Genomic DNA, 15573 nt, shown 5'->3' on the forward strand with positions numbered 1-15573 from the left:
GGGGTGGCCGGGCGTCGCGCCCGGGAGGCCGCGGTCCGGCCGGGGCCGCCGCGGGGAAGAGGTGTGGGCAGGGGCGGGGTCGAACCGCCGACCTCTCGCTTTTCAGGCGAGCGCTCGTACCGACTGAGCTACCTGCCCCGATCCGGCGTGCGTGCCGCCGAAAGCGACCCTGACGGGACTCGAACCCGCGACCTCCGCCGTGACAGGGCGGCGCGCTAACCAACTGCGCTACAGGGCCTTGCTGTGTACTTCTGGTGCTGCGTGCCCCCAACGGGGTTCGAACCCGTGCTACCGCCTTGAAAGGGCGGCGTCCTGGACCGCTAGACGATGGGGGCTCGGTGTTCGCCGGGGGCGCTGAGAACTGTACATGGCCTCCGGACGGGCCCTGACGGGGGGCTGCCCCCGGGGTGTCGGGCCGGCGACACGACACCGCGGGTGCCCCGGTCGGTGGGCCGTTCCTGCCACGCTCGGCGGGTGAGCACCCGCCGACGCGCGTTCCCGGTCCCGGCCCTGCTGGCCGCCGCCCTGCTGATCGCGGGCTGCGCCACGGAGGACGACGGCGAGCCCGCCTCCTCGACGGGCTCGGCCTCCAGCGGGACGGCGGCGGACGGATCGGGCACCGGCGGGGACGGCGGCTCCTCGGACGGGGGCTCCTCGGACGGGGGCTCCTCCGACGGGGGCTCCACGGGTGGCGGCTCCTCCGACGACGGCGGCGACGGGTCGGCCGACGCCCCGCCGTTCCCGTCGGACGCGCAGCCCGACCAGCAGGAGGCCTCCGCCGGCGCGCAGGTCACCGTCACCGACGTCCGCACCGGCCGGCACGACGGCTTCGACCGGGTGGTGTTCGAGGTGGCCGGCGAGGGCCTGCCCGGCTGGGACGTCCGCTACGTCGACGACCCGACCTCCCAGGGCAGCGGGGAACCCGTCGAGGTGGCCGGCGAGGCCGTGCTGATGGTGACGCTGACCGGCGTCGGCTACCCCTTCGACACCGGCGTCGACCAGTTCGAGCCGGGCGGCCCGGTGGCCGGGTCGGGCACGGCGGTCACCGAGGTCGTCCTCGGGGCGACCTTCGAGGGGACCACCGAGGCCTTCGTCGGGACGACGGCGGAGTCGCCGTTCCGCGTGTACCTGCTCGAGGGCCCGACCCGGGTCGTGGTCGAGGTCGCCGACCCCTCCTGAGTCCCCGCCGGGCCTAGGTGCGCGGCCGCGCGTCCGGGCAGCATCACGGGCACACCCCGGCTCCGGGAGCCCGCATGCCGACCGCCGCGCTCCGTCGTCCCCGACGGCCCGGGAGCGCACCGGGCCGGGCGACCGGCAGGTGGCGCTCCCTCCACCTCGCCGGCCCCACCGCGCTGACGGCGTACTCGAGGGCGCTGGGCTGGCAGGCCAGGTCGTCTCCTACCCGCTGTTCCGCGCCGTGGGGGAGGCGGAGTTCGCCGACCACCACCGGCAGTACGACGAGGCCGTCCCGCTGGTGGTCGTCGTGCCCGGCGTCGTGTCGTTCCTGGCCGGCGCCGCGTTCCCGTGGACCCGCCCGCCCGAGGTGCCGGCGGAGCCGGCGGCCGTCGTCGGGGTGGGTGGGGTCGTCTCGCTCGCGTCCACGGCCTTCTGGGCAGTGCCGATGCACGACCGGCTGGACGAGGCCGGCCGGTCGGCGGCCACCATCGACAGCCTGCTGCGGGCCGACCTCCTGCGCACGCTGGCCCTGACCGCCAGCTCCCTGGCCCTGGGCTGGGCCGGACGGGTCAGCTCAGCGACGCGGTCAGCTCGACCTCGTCACCGGAGACCGAGGTGCACTCCAGCGCCAGGCCGCCGGCGGAGACGCTCTCGCCCTCGGCGCAGGAGACGCTGGCGCCGCCGACGCTGATCGACGCCCGCCCGTCCTGGACGCCGCCGAGCCGGATGGAGGGGCCGATCGGCAGGTCCACCTCGGCGCCGTCCCCGCTGAGCGTGACGGTGCAGGAGTCGGTGTCGCAGGAGAAGTTCTCCGAGGTGAACGAGCAGCCGGCCACCGTGGCCAGGACCGTCCCGCCGGCGAGCAGCGCGCCGGCGAGTCGGGCGGTGCGGGTCGTCGTCATGCCCCGAGCGTAGGGCGGGCCGGCCGCCGTCCCGCGGACCTCGCCCGGTCCGGTCAGTCGGCGGTGCCGTCGTCCGCGACGTCGCCGTCGTCGGGCGCCACGAGCGTCCGCTCGATGGTCACCTCGGTCTCGCCCAGGCCGCCGAGGGTGATCTCGTCGTAGCCGGTCAGCTGGCCGGTGGCGGCGTCGAGGTAGAGGACCGTGCAGGTCAGCGGCTCGGGGTAGTCGCCCTGGAGCGCCCGCAGCCCCGCCCCACCGGTGGAGCCCTGCACCATCAACCGGGTGCCCTCCTCCAGGGTGGAGACGTCGCGCTCGTGGGTGTGCCCGGCCAGCACCAGCGGGACGACGCCGTCCAGCGGCGGCGCCTGCCCCGGGTCGTGCACCATCGCGATCGCCGGCGGCGTGGGCTGCTCCTCGGCGACCTCGGCCAGCTGCTCCCCGCTGGCCTCCAGCGTCTGCTCGCCGACGTCGTTCGCCGGGTCGGGGGTGAAGCGCGGGTCGCGGGCGCCGACGACGGTGATGCCGGCGACCGTGGTGGCCGTGTCGTCCAGGACGGTGGCGTTGGGCTGGGACGCCACGAGGCCGGCCGTGACCGCCGAGTCGTGGTTGCCGCGGATGTAGACGTAGGGGACGCCGAGCCGGCCGATCGAGGCGATGGCCTGGTTCTCCGGCTCACTGCCCCAGTCGGTGATGTCCCCGGTGTCGAGCACGGCGTCCACGGCGAACTGGTCGACGACCTGGCTGACGAGGTCGAAGCCGGCGGGGTTGAGGTGGATGTCGGAGACGTGCAGCAGGGCGACGGTGTCGGCGTCCCCGCCGGGCGCGGGCAGCGCCGACAGGGCCGCGTAGAGCGTGCTCACGTTGCCGACGAGGTCCTCCAGCGACGCCCGGTAGGCGTCGAAGCGCGCCACGATGTCCTGCGCGTCGCCGATGAGGCCGGGGGCGTTGGCCAGCAGGCCGGTGTAGGTGGGCTGGGCCAGCGCGTCGGGCCGCCAGGTCGCCGCGCCGATGCCGCCGGCGCCCGCGAGGACGACGACCACGGTCCCGGCCGCCACGAGCGGCTCGCGCCACCGGCGCCGGTAGACCACGACCGTGAGCAGCACCGCGCCGCCGAGGGCCGCCAGCGACGAGCGCACGACGAGGTCGGTGACGGCGTCGCCGAGGTCGTCGGTGACCCGGTCCACGAGGCTGTCGAGCCGGCGCGGGTCCTCCACCAGCGCCCGGATGCGGGCCTCGTCGGCCCGCTGCAGCTGCACGTCCAGGCCGAGCGGCCCGTCGTAGGCGTCGACGTCCAGGGAACCCAGGGGCGGGATGTCCAGTCCGACGCCGCCGCCGGTCGGGCTGACGCTGAACCGCGCGTCGAACGGCCCCAGCGGCGCGTCCACCCGGCCGAACAGCAGCACGCCGACCACCGCACCGGTGAGCGCGACCAGCGCGCACAGCCCCCACCGCCCCGTGTGCCGGCCGATGGCGCGCAGCCGGTCGCGGCGGGCGGCCGTGCGGTCCGGCGCACCTGCGTCGGCAGGGGAGGTGACGGCCGGCGGCGGGACGTCGGTCGGCTCGGTCATCGCCCCAGGCTAGAGACGTCCCGACCCCGGCCAGAGGCTCGTCCCGGGCCTGCGAGGGACGAGGGGGACGCGGTCCCTCCTCAGTCGACCGGCGCGGCCTTCGGGCGGAACAGCCAGCGCAGCGCGATGAAGCGCAGGGTGCCGATCGTGGCGGTGACCAGGGCCACCAGCCCGAACTGCAGGACCGGGTCGTCGGTGTCGGTGGCGGCGGTCAGCCAGGCCAGCGCCAGGCTCGTGGACACCAGGCCGGCGATGGACAGCGCGCCGCCCTCGACCTGCGCGGTCAGGAAGCCCACGCGCTCGCCGGCCCGGAAGGTCAGCCGCCGGTGCATCTCGTTGGCCAGCACCGAGGTGACCACCGACCCGATCCAGTTGGCGGGCTGCTCGCCGAAACCGTGCAGGGCGACGAAGATGAGGGCGTAGAGGGCGCTGGTGGAGCCGCCGACGAGCACGAAGCGGGCGAACTGGGCGAGGGCGTCGTCCCCGCGCACCCGGCCCAGGACGGCCTCGACCCACTCGGCCCGCGAGCGGGTGAGGGTCGGGCACGACATCGTCAGCTCCTGGGTGGACACGCAGACAGTTCTGCAGCTTCCTCCTGGGAGCCGCCTGGACGCCAGCGGTATTCCGGCTGTGACCTGTGGCTTCACCCGGGTGTGGGCGGAGCGGGCCCCCAGGTGGCGTCCAGCCGCCGCACAGGCCGGCCGGGGACCGTGCCTGCATGACACCACGGCGCACCCACGCAACGGGAGTACCCCAGGTCCCGGGCGCGGCGCTGGCCTCGGCCGCGCTGCCCGTCGTCCTGGTCACGCTGAGCCCGGCGGGGGCGGGCTGGACGTGGGCCGACCCGGTCACCGAGCTGCACTGGTACCTCTCGGGGCTGGGCTCGCCGTCTGTGGTGCTGCAGCTGGTGGGCAACGTGCTGCTGCTCGCGCCGCTGGCGGTGCTCGCGGTGCTGCGCCGGCCGGTCCTGCGCCGGCCGGTCCCCCTCGCTGCGGCCGCCCTCGCGGCGGGGACGGCGGTGGAGCTGCTCCAGTGGGCGCTGCCGCTGGGCCGGGTGGTCTCGCCGGTGGACGCCCTGCTCAACGCGGCCGGCGCGGTGGCCGGGGGGCTGCTCGCGGCCGCGGTGACCGCGCCCCGGGTCGGCGGCTTGCCGGACGGCAACCGCGGGTAGGGGGCGCCCATGGGTCTGATGGGCTTCCTCGATCGGCTGGCCGACGTCGACACCTTCGACAAGGCGATCGAACCGGCGCGCAAGGCCGTGCAGTCGGTCCCCAGCGCGGTGAAGGACCTGCTGCACGGGACCTGGCTGGGTCACCCCGTGCACCCGGTGCTGGTGCAGGTCCCGGTCGGCGCGTGGGTGTCGGCCGGGGTCCTCGACGCGATCCCGGGCATGCGGCCGGCCGCCACGGTGCTGATCGGCACCGGCGTGGCCGCCGCGCTGCCCGCGGCGGCGTCCGGGGCGGCCGACTGGTCGGAGCAGGGCATCGGCGTCCGCCGGCTCGGCGCGGTGCACGCGGCGCTGAACACCGTCGCGCTCGGCCTGTACGTCGGCTCGCTCGCCGTCCGCGCCCAGGGCCGCGGCACCCTCGGGCGGGTCCTGGCCTACGCCGGGCTGGGGGTGGCCGGCAGCTCGGCGGCGATCGGCGGCCACATGTCCTACGCGCAGTCCTCGGGCGCCTCGCACGCCGCGACGGCGGCGCGGGCGCTGTCGTCGGACTGGATCGACCTCGGTCCGCTCGACGACCTGCCCGAGGGCCGGCCGGCGCTGCGCACCGGCGCCGGCAGCGGGGTGGCGGTGCCGCTGGCCGCCGTCCGGCGGGGGGCGCGGGTCGACGTCTTCGTCGGGGCGTGCTCGCACCTGTCCGGGCCGCTGTACGAGGGCTCCGTCGAGCAGGTGCGCGGGCACGACTGCCTGGTCTGCCCGTGGCACGACTCGGCGTTCGACCTGGACAACGGCGAGCCGCGGCGCGGGCCGGCGGCCAACCCGCAGGAGAAGCTCGAGGTGCGGATGCAGGCCGGCCGCGTGATGGCGCGGCTGCCCAGCCACAACCGGTAGTCCCGCTCCTACGCTGCCGGTGTGAGGCGGACGGCGGCCCGGTCGCTCGTCCCGGTCGTGGCGCTCGCCGTGCTCCTGGGCGGGACGGCGTGCGGCTCGGGCGAGCCGTCGTCGTCCGCGCCGTCGTCCGGGGAGTCCCCGTCGGCCGGCCCGTCGTCCTCCGCGCCGGCGTTGCGGTCGGGTCCACCCGTGCCGCCGGTGGCCGGCATCGCGGCCGAGGTGGTGGAGAACCGGACCGACCGCGCCGCCGGCGGGCAGGTGCAGGTCAAGGTGACCGACACCGGGTCCGAGCCGTTCTCGGTGACCTCCGTGGCCATCGACTCGCCCGGCTTCGCGCCGCTGGCCGCCGTCCCGGTGACCGCCTCGTTCGTGCCCGGCCGCCGGATCGACCTGCCCACGCCGTACGGGGCGCCGGTGTGCGACACCGCGGCGGAGCCCGCGGCGGCGCGGCTGACCGTGGTCCGGCCCGGTGGGGCGGTGGAGGAGCTGCGGGTGCCGCTGGCGGCCGAGGTGCTGGCCCTGGTGCACGCGCGGATGTGCGCCGCGATCGGCGTGCAGCAGGTCGTCACCGTGGCCGTCGCTGACCTGGAAGCCGGCGCCGAGTCCCTGACCGGCCGCCTGGTGCTCACCCGCACCGGCAGCGACGACCGCGCCGTGACGGCGACACGCGTCGAGGGCAACGTCCTCTACTTCGCCGACGCGCCGCTCCCGCTCACCCTGGCCGCCGGGGAGCGGGAGGCGTCCGTGGAGCTGACCTTCACCACGGCCCGGTGCGACCCGCACGCGTTGGCCGACGTCAAGCAGCCGTACCTGATGCCGCTGTCGCTGTCCGTGGACGGCGCCGAGGAGGTGCCGGTGGACCTGCCGCTGGACGACGCGCAGCGGGAGATGCTGCGCCTGCTGACCGACCGGGTGTGCGTGCCGGCCTGAGATGGAGACCGGCCCGGCCGCCCCGGGGGGAACGGGGCGGCCGGGCCGGGGCCTGGCGTCCGCCGGTCCGGCGCGCTGTGCGCGGCTTCCCGGCGGAACGGACATGACGCTAGGTAACCGGCGGGGCCGCCGCGATCCCCTGACCGGGTGACGCCGCCCGGCCGGGTGCGGGCTGCGTCACCCTCCGTGCCGCCGCGTGCGGGCTAGCGGTCGCCGTCCCCGCGGCCGGTCAGCTTCCCGGCGATGTCCTTGACCTTCTCCGCCGGGCCGGCCAGCTTCCGCTTCACCACCATCTCGGCGCCGCCCTCGAGGGCGTCCTCGAAGAGGCCGGGCAGCCCCCTCGGCTCGCTCCCCGGGTACAGGTCGAGCCGGTCGACCGCCTCGGCGAAGCGGAGGTAGGTGTCGACGCTGGCGATCACCACCCGCGCGTCGACGGTGACCAGCTCGATGCCCAGCAGGGCCACGCGGACGTAGGCGTCGAGGACGATGCCCTTGTCGAGCACGACGTCGAGGACGTCGGACAGGCTGCTGGGCCGCGGCGAGCGGTCGGCGGTCGTGACGGGCATGGCGGCTCCCCGGTCCGGTGGACCCCCGGGCCGTACCCGTGCCCGCAGGTCCTCGAACGGCGTCCGGTGGCCGGCCTCACCCCATCGGGTCCGCCCGGGCTCCAGCGCCGGCGGGTGGGTGCCGATGGCGGACGCGGGCACCTGGGCCCACCCCCGACCCCCCCGAGGACACCGATGAGCAGCAGCACCGCCGCTCCGTCGCCGTGGCGGCGTGCCCGGGCGCTGCTGGCCCGGCCGGTGGACCCGGTCGAGCACACCCGCTGGGTCTTCTTCCTCATCGCGCTCGCGTCGCTGGTCCTGACCGCTCCGGGCGCGGTCGCCGGGAGCGGCGACGTCGCCCTCCTCCCGCTGGCCGGGGCGTGCCTGGTGCTCGCCGCCTCGTCCAGCGCCCGGTACCGGGCGCGGTCCGCGTCGCCGGTCCTGGACGTCGTCGACGTGCTCGCGGTGGGCGCCTTCGCGCTCGCCTGCGCGATGCCGGCGGTGGCCTACGGGATCGCGCTGCCGGCCGTGTGGTCGCGGGCCATGTACGGCCGGACCCGGCGGGTCGCCGCCTACGCCGCCGGGACGGGCGCGGCCCTGGTCGCCGCGGCGCTGCTGTGGCCCCTCGCGGCGGGCGGCGGGCACGGCGCCCACACGGAGGCGGTCGTCGCCGCGCTGCCGGTGCTCGGCCTGACCGCCGTGGGGGCCCGGCACCTCGTCCGGCAGATGCTGGAGCGGGAGCAGACCCGGGGGCGGGACTCGGCGCTGCTGGCCCTCGGTGCCGGGCTGCTCGGGCTGACCGACCCGCGCGCCATCCGTGACACCGGCTGGTGGGGCGTCGAGGAGATCTGCCGGATGACGCCGGGGCTCCGGGCGCTCGCGGTGGCCGTGGACGCCGACGCCGGCGTCCTGCGGGTGGTGGAGACGGCCGGTGCGTTCGACCGGCGGCCCGTCACCCTGCCGCTCGACCTCGTGCCGGCCGGGGAGTCCGCCGGCGAGGTCGAGGAGGTCCGCGACACCGGGGAGCTGGCCGCGGCCACCGGCTTCGGCCGGCAGTGGCTGCGGATGCCGCTCCCGGCCTTCCCCGACCACGCGGACCACTTCCCGGGCGCGTGGATGCTGCTCGGGTCGCCGGACGGCGTGTCCGCCGAGGCCGCCACCGCCATGCAGTCGCTGCACAACCAGGTGGCCCTGTCGCTGCGCAGCAGCCAGGCGCACCGGGACCTCGAGGCCCAGGCGCTCACCGACGTCCTGACCGGGCTGGCCAACCGGACCGCCTTCACCGCCGCCCTGGACGAGGTCGTGCGCTCGGGCAGCGAGCGCGCCTGGCTGCTGTTCCTCGACCTCGACGACTTCAAGGTGGTCAACGACGGGCTCGGCCACGCCGCCGGCGACGAGCTGCTGCGGCACGTGACCTCCCGGATGCTGCGCGCCCTGCGCGAGGTGGACCTGTGCGCCCGGCTGGGCGGCGACGAGTTCGCCGTCCTGCTCCGCGATGCCGGGGAGGGCGAGGCCCGTCGGGTCGCGCAGCGCCTGGTCGAGCTGCTGTCGGCGCCGGTCCGGCTGGACGGCCGCTTCGCCCAGGTCGGCGCGAGCGTCGGGCTGGCCTGGCTGGAGCCGGGGCTCGCCGCTGCGACGGCGGTGCAGCGCGCGGACGTCGCGATGTACGCGGCCAAGACGGCCGGCAAGAACCAGGTGCACGGCTTCTCGGAGGAGCTGCTCGACACGCACGGCACCGCGACGCTGGAGGCCGAGCTGCGGCAGGCGGTGCTCGAGGAGCAGTTCGTCGTCCACTACCAGCCGATCGTGGCGACGACCGACGGCCGCTGCGTGGCGGTCGAGGCCCTGGTGCGCTGGGACCACCCGGTCCGCGGCCTCCTGGCGCCCGACCAGTTCCTGGCGGTGGCCGAGCGGACCGGGATCGTGGCGGCCATCGGGGAGCAGGTGATGCGCCGGGCGTGTGCCGACGCCGCCGGGTGGCGGGACGGCGGACGGGCGGTGGCGCTGCACGTGAACGTCTCGCCGTCGCAGCTGGCGCACCCGCGGTTCGTCACCGTCGTCCGGGACTGCCTGGCCGGGCACGTGCTGGCCCCCAAGCAGCTGGTCGTGGAGATCACCGAGTCGACGGTGCTCGACGCGCCGGCCGTGCAGCGGACGCTGGACGTGCTGGCGGCCGTCGGGGTCGGCATCGCGGTCGACGACTTCGGCACCGGCTACTCGGCGCTGACCACGCTGCGGACGCTGCCGGTGGACGTGGTGAAGATCGACAAGTCCTTCGTCGCCGGGGCGGCCACCGAGGTCGCCGACCAGGCGGTGCTCGAGGCGATCGCGCAGATGGCCGACCGGCTCGGGCTGCAGACCGTGGCCGAGGGCGTCGAGTGCGCGGCCCAGCAGGAGTTCGTGCGGCACGCGGGCATCACCGCGGTCCAGGGCCACCTGCACCAGCGGCCGGTGACGGCGGCCGACCTCGCCGTCTGGCTCGAGGAGCGCGGCGCCCCGTCCGCTGTCGGCCTCCCCGGCCTGACCGGCGGTAGCCTCGGGCCGGGCCGCGACCACCGCACCCACCGGGCCTCTAGCTCAACTGGCAGAGCAGCGGACTTTTAATCCGCGGGTTGTGGGTTCGATCCCCACGGGGCCCACCGCGCTGAGCCAGCCGCGATGACCAGCGGCGTGGGTGGGACGTCGGCTCGAGGCGGTCCGCGTGACAGTCCAGGGTGCCCGGGGACCGGGCCGACGGTCGCCTCGACGAGGGGACGGCGGGCATGCGGACGATGCGAGCACTCGTGGGCGTCGCGGTCACGGTGGCGGCGCTGACGACGGGAGCCGGGAGCGCCCCGGCCTCTCCACCGGAGGAGTCGCCCGGTTCCCCCACCGGGCCGACGAGTGCACGGACGTCTTCGACCGGCAGTTCGACGAGGGGGTGACCGGCGCCGCCGCATGCAGCGCCAGGGACGAGGAGCGAGCGGCCGAGCCCGTCGGCAACTGCGACCAGTTCTGGAACCGCGGGGGCGGAGGGGTCGACAACCCCTGAGCCCGCGCGGACGCCGCCCGGTGGTCCGGTCCCGCGAGGACCTCCGGCTCGTGTCCGTCCCTCCGGCGTCGCGGAGCTGACCGCTCCCCCCGGTGCTCGCCCGCGCACGGCCGGGTACGCCTGCGCGGAAGTCCGTGGCGGACCTGTGAATGATGGCCGGGTGGACGGCGTCGGCACCGGGGCGCCCTGGTCGGCGTGGCTGGGGCCGCGGGTCCGCCGTCCCTCCGACCTGGTCCGCCTCGGCGGAGCCCTCGCCGGCCTCGTCCTCCTGGTCGTCGGCGCCCTGCTCGCCCCCGACGTCGCCGAGGACGTCGCCGACGCCGTCCCCTCGGCGACGGCCGGACCGTTCCGGGTGCTGCTGTCCATCGCCTCGGTGGCGGCCTCGCTGGGCACCCTCGGCGTGCTGGCGGCCGTGGTCGTCGACGCCGCGCGCTCGCGCCGCCGGGCGCTGCTCACCGCGGTGCTCGCCTGCGTGGTCGCGCTGGTGCTCGCCGCGGTCGCCGAACGTCTCGGGGACGCGGCCGGCGGCGTCGTCGCCCACGCGCTGACCGGCCCGCGCGACGACGCTGCCCTCGTGCCGGTCACCGCCGCGACCGCCCTGTTCGTCGGTGCCGACCTGCAGCGCCGCCGCCGCTGGCTCGGCCCCGCGCGCAGCGCGGTGCTGGCCGCCGCCGCCATCTCGGTGGCGCTGGGGCCGGTCACCGTGCCCGGTGCGATCGGCGCGCTGCTGCTGGCCGCGGTCGTCGGCTGCGCCGTGCGGGTCGCCGTCGGCGTCGCCCCCGCCCGCCCCGCGGAGGACGCCGTCCGGTCGGTGCTGGCCCGTGCCGGCGTGGTGCTCGACGGGCTGCGGCTGACCGAGCAGTCGACCGGCCGGGCCCGCTACGTCGGCACGGACGCCGACGGCGAGGTCTGCGTGATCGTGGTCGACCCGGACGGCCGCGGGCCCTCGGCCGCCCGCCGCCTGGTCCGCATGCTGCGCTTCCGCGCCGCGGTGGTCGGCCGGCCGGCCCTCACCCAGCGCGGCCTGGTCGAGCGCCAGGCGCTGAGCGCGTCCCTGGCCGCCGCCGCGGGCGTCGCCGTGCCGGCGGTGCTGGCGGTGCTCTCCCTCGGCCCGGCGCTGCTGCTCGTCGAGCGGCCGCTGGCCGGGACCCCGCTGACCGACGCCGGTGGACCGGCGGGTGCCCCGGCGCGGCTCGGCGCGGCGTTCCGGGCCCTGCGCCGGCTGCACGACCACGGGCTGGCGCACGGGGCCATCCGCGCCGACTCGGTCGTCCTGACCGCCGACGGGGACGCCGGCTTCACCGACCTCGGCGCGGCGCAGCCCGCCGCCGGCGAGCTGCAGCGCGACCTCGACGTCGTCGCGCTGCTGGCCGTCGGCGCGGTGCACGCCGGCGCGGCGGAGTCGGTGGCGGCGCTGCGGTCGGACTACACCGGCGACCCGGGGACCCAGGCCCGCCTGAGCGCGCTGGTCCGGCCGCTGGCGCTGCCCCCGGCCGTCCGCCGGCCGGCCCGCCGCGCCGACGTCCTCGGTCCGCTCCGGGAGCAGCTCACCGGCCCCGACGGCGCGGCGGTCGCCGCGCCGCGCCTGGAGCGCTTCTCGATCCGGACCATCCTCACCGTGGCGGCCACCGTGGTCGCGGCCTTCCTGCTGGCGACGCAGCTGTCCCAGGTCAGCCTGCTCTCCGAGCTGCGCGAGGCCGACCCCTGGTGGTTCGCCGCCGCGGTGGTCGGGTCGGCGGTCACCTACCTCGGTGCGGCACTGGCGCTGGTGGCCTTCGCGCCGTCGGCCGTCTCCCTCGCGCGGACGACGCTGGTGCAGGTCGCGGCGTCGTGGCTCACGCTGGTCACGCCGCCGACGGTCGGCCACGTCGGGCTCAACGTGCGGTTCCTGCAGCGGTCCGGCCTGCCGGTCGCCGCGGCCGCCGCGACGGTCGCCGTCAGCCAGGTCGCGACCGTCGTCGTCACCGTCGCGCTGCTGCTGGTCGCCGGCTGGGCGAGCGGGGTGACGACGGCGCGGCTGTCGCTGCTGCCCAGCGGGCAGGTGCTGCTCGTGCTCCTCGGCGCGGTCCTGGCGGTCGGTGCGCTGGTCGCCGTGCCCCAGGTCCGCGGCTCCCTGCGGCGGCTGCTCGAACCCCTCGTCAAGCAGTCCCTGCCCCAGCTGCTCACCGCGGCCACCGACCCGCGGCGACTCGGCACCGCGCTGCTCGGGATCCTGGTGCTCAACGCCGGCAACGTGCTCGCGCTCGACGCCTCGCTGCGGGCCTTCTCCGGGTCGGTCTCCCTGCCCACGCTGGTCGGGGTCTACCTGGTCGCCTCCACGGTCGGCTCGGTCGCCCCGACCCCGGGCGGCCTGGGCGCGGTCGAGGCCGCCCTGGTCGGCGGCCTGACCGCGGTCGGCGTGCCGGTGGCCACGGCGCTGGCCGCCGTGCTCGCCTTCCGCACCGCCACCTTCTGGCTGCCCGCGCCCGTCGGCTGGCTCGCCTTCGTGCACCTCCAGCGCACGCGGCTCATCTGAGCGCCGGACGCGGCGGACGTCCTCCCAGCGCCATCGCGGCGGCGAGAGCGAGGGAGACGACCACCAGCGGCGTCTCGACGGCGTCGGCACCGCCCCGGGTCAGCCGCTCGCGGTCGCGTCGCTCCATCAGGTAGCCCGCGACCATCACCGTCCCCAGGCCGCGGAGCACGCGCCGGGCCAGGACGTCGCCGGGGCGGCGGGCCAGCCGCGCCGTCGCCCACGCCTGGAGCGCCAGCATGTCCACCGGCGCGCTGAACGCCGTCCCCATGAACAGCGAGTCCCGGACGACGTCCTCGGGACGCCCCGTCGCGAACGGGATGTCGTAGTGCGCCCGGCGGGCGACAGCCAGGACCTGACCGGCGAGGCCGGCGGCGAGCTGGGCGGCGGACAGGCGGGCGAGGGCGGCGGTCATGGCGGCGCAGCCTAGGACCGCCGCGCCGGGGCGGGGCCCTCCCGGGCGCAGGTCCGCCTCAGGCGCCGACGTAGGCCGCCAGGTGCTCGCCGGTCAGCGTGGACCGGGCGGCGACCAGGTCGGCCGGCGTCCCCTCGAAGACCACCCGGCCGCCGTCGTGACCGGCACCGGGCCCCAGGTCGACGATCCAGTCGGCGTGCGCCATGACCGCCTGGTGGTGCTCGATCACGATGACCGACCTGCCCGAGTCGACGAGCCGGTCGAGCAGCCCCAGCAGGTTCTCCACGTCGGCCAGGTGCAGGCCGGTGGTCGGCTCGTCGAGGACGTAGACGTCGCCCTTCTCCGCCATCTGGGCGGCCAGCTTGAGCCGCTGCCGCTCGCCGCCGGACAGCGTGGTGAGCGGCTGGCCGAGGGTGAGGTAGCCGAGGCCGACGTCGGCCAGCCGGCGCAGGATCGTGTGCGCGGCCGGGGTGCGGGCCTCGCCCTCGCCGAAGAACGCCTCGGCCTCGGTGACCGGCAGAGCCAGCACCTCGGCGATGTCCTTGCCGCCGAAGGTGTACTCCAGCACCGCCGGCTGGAACCGCTTGCCCTCGCAGTCCTCGCACGGCGACTCGACGGTCGCCATCACCCCGAGCTCGGTGTAGATGACCCCGGCGCCGTTGCAGGTGGGGCAGGCGCCCTCGGAGTTGGAGCTGAACAGCGCCGGCTTCACGCCGTTGGCCTTGGCGAAGGCCTTGCGGATCGGCTCGAGCATCCCGGTGTAGGTGGCGGGGTTGCTGCGCCGCGAGCCCTTGATGGCCCCCTGGTCGACGACCACGACGCCGTCCCGGGGCGCGACCGAGCCGTGGACGAGCGAGCTCTTGCCCGACCCGGCGACCCCGGTGACCACCGTGAGCACCCCGAGCGGGATGTCCACGTCGACGTCCTGCAGGTTGTGGGTGCTCGCGCCGCGGACCTCGAGCGCCCCGGACGGAGTGCGCACCGCCGGCTTCAGCGACGCGCGGTCGTGCAGGTGGCGCCCGGTCAGCGTGCCGCTGGCCCCGAGCCCCTCGACGGTGCCCTCGTAGACCACCTCGCCGCCCGCGGAGCCGGCCCGCGGGCCGAGGTCGACGACGTGGTCGGCGATGGCGATGGTCTCCGGCTTGTGCTCGACGACCAGCACGGTGTTGCCCTTGTCCCGCAGCTGCAGCAGCAGGCCGTTCATCCGCTCGATGTCGTGCGGGTGCAGCCCGATCGTCGGCTCGTCGAAGACGTAGGTCACGTCGGTGAGGGACGACCCGAGGTGCCGGATCATCTTGGTGCGCTGCGCCTCGCCGCCGGACAGGGTGCCGGCCGGCCGGTCGAGCGACAGGTAGCCCAGGCCGATCTCGGTGAACGAGTCGAGCAGGTGCTGCAGGCCGTCGAGCAGCGGCTTCACCGACGGCGCGTCGAGCGCGCGGACCCACTCGGCCAGGTCGCTGATCTGCATGGCGCACAGGTCGGCGATGTTCCTGCCCTCGATCCGCGACGACCGCGCCTCCGGGGTCAGCCGCGTGCCCTCGCACTCGGGGCACCGCTGGAACGTGATCACCCGCTCCACGAAGGCGCGGATGTGCGGCTGCATCGCGTCGACGTCCTTGGAGAGCATCGACTTCTGGATCTTCGGGATCACGCCCTCGTAGGTGAGGTTGATGCCCTCGACCTTGATCTTCGTCGGCTCCTTGTAGAGCAGGTCGTCGAGCTCCTTCTTCGTGAACTGCCCGACGGGCTTGTCCATGTCGAAGCCGAAGCCGCTGAAGATCCGGCCGTACCAGCCCTCCATGCTGTAGCCGGGCACCATCAGCGCGCCCTCCGCCAGCGACTTCGACGCGTCGTACAGCGCCGTCAGGTCGAAGTCCGAGACCGAGCCCATGCCCTCGCACCGCGGGCACATCCCGCCCAGGTACGTCACGTCGCGGACGACGTCCTTCTGCACCCGCCCGCCGGCCTTCTCGGTGCTCATGACGCCGCTGGCCTTGCGGGTCGGGACGTTGAACGAGAACGCCGTCGGCGGGCCGATGTGCGGCGTGCCCAGCCGGCTGAACAGGATGCGCAGCATCGCGTTGGCGTCGGTGGCGGTGCCGACCGTGGACCGGGGGTTGGCGCCCATCCGCTCCTGGTCGACGAGGATCGCCGTCGTCAGCCCCTCGAGGCGGTCGACCTCAGGCCGGGCCAGCGTCGGCATGAAGCCCTGCACGAACGCGCTGTAGGTCTCGTTGATCATCCGCTGCGACTCGGCGGCGATCGTGTCGAAGACCAGCGAGCTCTTGCCCGAGCCGGAGACGCCGGTGAACGCCGTCAGCCGGCGCTTCGGGATCTCGACGCTGACGTCCTTGAGGTTGTTGACCCGCGCCCCCAGCACGCGGATCAGGTCGTGGCCGTCGGCCGGGTGCCGCTGGTCGGAGCGGGAGCTCATGGGG

12 protein-coding genes and 4 tRNA genes are annotated in these 15573 nt (G+C 76.1%); 7 read left to right on the plus strand and 9 right to left on the minus strand.

Annotation, left to right across the window (positions count from 1 at the left end):
• Positions 1–64: 64 nt before the first annotated feature.
• From ACI8AX_RS16035 to ACI8AX_RS16045, 3 genes are all read right to left on the minus strand, one after another.
• A tRNA-Phe gene (locus ACI8AX_RS16035) sits at positions 65–138 on the minus strand.
• A gap of 26 nt (positions 139–164) precedes the next feature.
• Positions 165–238: transfer RNA gene (locus tag ACI8AX_RS16040), tRNA-Asp, on the minus strand.
• A 24-nt stretch (positions 239–262) separates the two neighbouring features.
• Positions 263–335 (minus strand) — tRNA-Glu (locus tag ACI8AX_RS16045).
• Positions 336–474: 139 nt separating this feature from the next.
• Here ACI8AX_RS16045 and ACI8AX_RS16050 point away from each other — a divergent pair.
• Positions 475–1179, plus strand: a complete 705-nt coding sequence (locus tag ACI8AX_RS16050) for an AMIN-like domain-containing (lipo)protein (RefSeq protein ID WP_456550834.1) — start codon at positions 475–477, stop codon at positions 1177–1179.
• A gap of 566 nt (positions 1180–1745) precedes the next feature.
• On the opposite strand, the gene ACI8AX_RS16055 is transcribed toward ACI8AX_RS16050, so the two are convergent.
• From ACI8AX_RS16055 to ACI8AX_RS16065, 3 genes are all read right to left on the minus strand, one after another.
• Positions 1746–2078 carry a hypothetical protein gene (locus ACI8AX_RS16055; RefSeq protein WP_456550835.1) on the minus strand — a complete coding sequence of 111 codons (333 nt, stop codon included), beginning with the start codon at positions 2076–2078 and terminating at the stop codon, positions 1746–1748.
• Between the two features lie 53 nt (positions 2079–2131).
• Positions 2132–3646, minus strand: coding sequence for a metallophosphoesterase family protein (locus tag ACI8AX_RS16060; protein WP_456550836.1), 1515 nt, complete (start codon positions 3644–3646; stop codon positions 2132–2134).
• An 80-nt stretch (positions 3647–3726) separates the two neighbouring features.
• Positions 3727–4197, minus strand: coding sequence for a GtrA family protein (locus tag ACI8AX_RS16065; RefSeq protein WP_456550837.1), 471 nt, complete (start codon positions 4195–4197; stop codon positions 3727–3729).
• Between the two features lie 167 nt (positions 4198–4364).
• Here ACI8AX_RS16065 and ACI8AX_RS16070 point away from each other — a divergent pair, with 167 nt between their 5' ends.
• The 3 genes from ACI8AX_RS16070 to ACI8AX_RS16080 are packed head-to-tail and all read left to right on the plus strand — an operon-like array spanning position 4365 to position 6632.
• Positions 4365–4817 (plus strand): VanZ family protein, encoded by a 453-nt coding sequence (locus ACI8AX_RS16070; RefSeq protein ID WP_456550838.1) that lies wholly within the window; start codon positions 4365–4367, stop codon positions 4815–4817.
• A gap of 9 nt (positions 4818–4826) precedes the next feature.
• Positions 4827–5702 (plus strand): Rieske 2Fe-2S domain-containing protein, encoded by an 876-nt coding sequence (locus ACI8AX_RS16075; RefSeq protein ID WP_456550839.1) that lies wholly within the window; start codon positions 4827–4829, stop codon positions 5700–5702.
• Positions 5703–5723: 21 nt separating this feature from the next.
• Positions 5724–6632 (plus strand): hypothetical protein, encoded by a 909-nt coding sequence (locus ACI8AX_RS16080; RefSeq protein ID WP_456550840.1) that lies wholly within the window; start codon positions 5724–5726, stop codon positions 6630–6632.
• Positions 6633–6835: 203 nt separating this feature from the next.
• Here ACI8AX_RS16080 and gvpJ read toward each other — a convergent pair whose 3' ends face one another.
• Positions 6836–7198, minus strand: coding sequence for a gas vesicle protein GvpJ (gene gvpJ / locus ACI8AX_RS16085; RefSeq protein WP_456550888.1), 363 nt, complete (start codon positions 7196–7198; stop codon positions 6836–6838).
• Positions 7199–8341: 1143 nt separating this feature from the next.
• Here gvpJ and ACI8AX_RS16090 point away from each other — a divergent pair.
• The 3 genes from ACI8AX_RS16090 to ACI8AX_RS16100 all read left to right on the plus strand — a co-directional run bounded on the left by ACI8AX_RS16090 (position 8342) and on the right by ACI8AX_RS16100 (position 12723).
• The gene (locus tag ACI8AX_RS16090; protein WP_456550889.1) at positions 8342–9781 is read left to right on the plus strand and encodes a putative bifunctional diguanylate cyclase/phosphodiesterase; all 1440 of its coding nucleotides are present in this window, start codon (positions 8342–8344) and stop codon (positions 9779–9781) included.
• Positions 9744–9816: transfer RNA gene (locus ACI8AX_RS16095), tRNA-Lys, on the plus strand. The genes ACI8AX_RS16090 and ACI8AX_RS16095 overlap by 38 nt, the downstream gene beginning before the upstream one ends.
• A gap of 552 nt (positions 9817–10368) precedes the next feature.
• A complete protein-coding gene (locus tag ACI8AX_RS16100) occupies positions 10369–12723 on the plus strand; it encodes a lysylphosphatidylglycerol synthase domain-containing protein (protein WP_456550841.1) in 2355 nt (784 codons plus the stop codon).
• On the opposite strand, the gene ACI8AX_RS16105 is transcribed toward ACI8AX_RS16100, so the two are convergent.
• Positions 12716–13135 carry a hypothetical protein gene (locus ACI8AX_RS16105; protein ID WP_456550842.1) on the minus strand — a complete coding sequence of 140 codons (420 nt, stop codon included), beginning with the start codon at positions 13133–13135 and terminating at the stop codon, positions 12716–12718. The genes ACI8AX_RS16100 and ACI8AX_RS16105 overlap by 8 nt on opposite strands.
• A gap of 58 nt (positions 13136–13193) precedes the next feature.
• Positions 13194–15569, minus strand: coding sequence for an ATP-binding cassette domain-containing protein (locus ACI8AX_RS16110; RefSeq protein WP_456550843.1), 2376 nt, complete (start codon positions 15567–15569; stop codon positions 13194–13196).
• Positions 15570–15573 lie beyond the last annotated feature (4 nt).

It is taken from the genome of Blastococcus sp. SYSU D00813, assembly GCF_054050735.1.

Bases quoted from the DNA above. Each gene is read 5' to 3' on its own strand.
- ACI8AX_RS16060 (WP_456550836.1), bottom strand. From the start codon at position 3,646: ATGACCGAGCCGACCGACGTCCCGCCGCCGGCCGTCACCTCCCCTGCC.
- ACI8AX_RS16070 (WP_456550838.1), top strand. From the start codon at position 4,365: ATGACACCACGGCGCACCCACGCAACGGGAGTACCCCAGGTCCCGGGC.
- gvpJ (WP_456550888.1), bottom strand. From the start codon at position 7,198: ATGCCCGTCACGACCGCCGACCGCTCGCCGCGGCCCAGCAGCCTGTCC.
- ACI8AX_RS16065 (WP_456550837.1), bottom strand. From the start codon at position 4,197: ATGTCGTGCCCGACCCTCACCCGCTCGCGGGCCGAGTGGGTCGAGGCC.
- ACI8AX_RS16105 (WP_456550842.1), bottom strand. From the start codon at position 13,135: ATGACCGCCGCCCTCGCCCGCCTGTCCGCCGCCCAGCTCGCCGCCGGC.
- ACI8AX_RS16110 (WP_456550843.1), bottom strand. From the start codon at position 15,569: ATGAGCTCCCGCTCCGACCAGCGGCACCCGGCCGACGGCCACGACCTG.
- ACI8AX_RS16075 (WP_456550839.1), top strand. From the start codon at position 4,827: ATGGGTCTGATGGGCTTCCTCGATCGGCTGGCCGACGTCGACACCTTC.
- ACI8AX_RS16090 (WP_456550889.1), top strand. From the start codon at position 8,342: ATGCAGTCGCTGCACAACCAGGTGGCCCTGTCGCTGCGCAGCAGCCAG.
- ACI8AX_RS16055 (WP_456550835.1), bottom strand. From the start codon at position 2,078: ATGACGACGACCCGCACCGCCCGACTCGCCGGCGCGCTGCTCGCCGGC.